Source organism: Mycobacterium sp. (assembly GCF_049280035.1).
In the GTDB taxonomy this organism is placed as follows: Bacteria; Actinomycetota; Actinomycetes; order Mycobacteriales; family Mycobacteriaceae; genus Mycobacterium.
Genome location: NZ_JBAPPI010000349.1, coordinates 1 through 1669, shown reverse-complemented (window position 1 = coordinate 1669; position 1669 = coordinate 1). Strand labels below are relative to the sequence as shown.

At 69.4% G+C, this 1669-nt stretch carries 2 protein-coding genes; both read right to left on the bottom strand.

All coding sequences use genetic code 11. The annotated features are described in order from the left end of the window. Positions 1 to 615: alcohol dehydrogenase catalytic domain-containing protein (locus WAN71_RS11760; RefSeq protein ID WP_422225496.1), on the bottom strand; the 615-nt coding region annotated here is incomplete at its 3' end. 17 nt (positions 616 to 632) lie between these two features. Further along, a partial coding sequence (locus WAN71_RS11755; RefSeq protein WP_422225495.1) for an aldehyde dehydrogenase family protein occupies positions 633 to 1669 on the bottom strand: 1037 nt, incomplete at its 5' end.

Below are 1669 nucleotides of genomic sequence, written 5' to 3'. Positions count from 1 at the left end.
GCCCTGCACCGCCGCGGCGCCGATGCCACCGACCCCGGCGATGGCCACCGTGTCGCCCGGCCGGACGTCGGCGGCGTAGACCGATGATCCCCAACCGGTGATGAAGCCGCAGCCCAGAAGACAGGCCAGGTCGAGGCGAAAGTGCTCCGGGATCTTGACGCAGCTGGCCTCGTGCACCACGGTGTGGTGCGCAAACGAGCCGACGCCGCAGGCCAGTGCAAGGTCGCCGCCAGCGCGAAGATGATGGCGAGCGGTGCCGTCGTGAATCTGCATGCCCGAGTAGATCTTTGCGCCCAGATCGCACAGGCTCTGATGGCCCGTCGAGCACGAGGGGCACCGGCCACACGACGGGATGAAGCTGAACACCACGTGGTCGCCCGGCGTTAGCCATGACACGTGCTCACCGACGGACTTGACCACGCCGGCGCCCTCGTGCCCGCCGATGCAGGGGAGTCGGATCGGCATGTCGCCGGTGACCAGGTGGTCGTCGGAGTGGCACATGCCCGAGGCGTGCAGCTCGATCAGTACCTCGGTGGCCTTCGGCTCGTCGAGCTCGATGGTCTCGATCGACCACGGCGTGTTGCGTTCGAACAGGACCGCTGCTTGGGTCTGCACTGAAATCCCTTCCGGCCCTATCGGATGATGGCCTGATATTCGACGAAGCCGGCGATCCCCTCAGGGCCCCCTTCGCGGCCGATGCCGGATTGCTTGAAGCCGCCGAACGGGCTGGCGAAGTCGAGGACGGCGGTCGAGTTGACGGCCACTGAACCGACCAGCAGCCGGGCCGCCACCGCCGCAGCGCGTTCCTCGTCGGCTGACCACACCGCGCCGACCAGCCCGTAGCGGGAGTCGTTGGCGATGGCCACCGCCTCGGCGGCGTCGTCCGGGCCGGTGTCGTCGTAGGCGATGACGACCGCGACCGGACCAAAGACCTCCTCGCGGGCGATCTCCATGTCGTTGGTCGCCGCGACGAGCGCGGGGGCGACGAACCATCCTGGGCGGTCGGGTCGCTCGCCTCCGACCAGAACGGTGGCCCCCTCGCCCGGCGCGCGCCGCAGGAACCCCTCGACCCTGTCGCGCGCGGCCTCGTTGATCACCGGACCGATATCGGTTGCCCGGTCGGCGGGATCTCCGACGATCAGCCCTGCGACCGCGGAGGTCAGGGCAGTCACGAATTCGTCGTAGCGGCTGCGCGGCAACAAGATACGGGTCAGCGCCGCACACAGCTGGCCGTTGTTGCCCATCACGCCGGCGACCAACCCGGTGACCGTCGTCTCGAGCGGCGCGTCGGGCAACACGATGGCCGCCGACTTGCCGCCCAGTTCGGTGCTGCAGCGGCGGATGCTGGAGCCACACGACGCCGCGATCCTGGCGCCGACGGCCGTCGAGCCGGTGAAGCTGATCTTGTCCACACCCGGATGTTCGGTCAGCCTCTCCCCGGTCGCGGCGCCGCCGTTGACGACGTTGACGACTCCGTCTGGGAACCCGGCTTCCTCGATCGCCTCCATCAGCACGCCGAATCCGAGCGGGGCATCGGGCGCGGGCTTGAGCACCACCGTGCAGCCCGCGGCCAAGGCGGGACCGAGCTTCAGCGCGGCGACGAACAGCGGCGTGTTCCACGGCACGATCGCGCCGATCACCCCGACGGGAACCTGACGCACCTCGACGG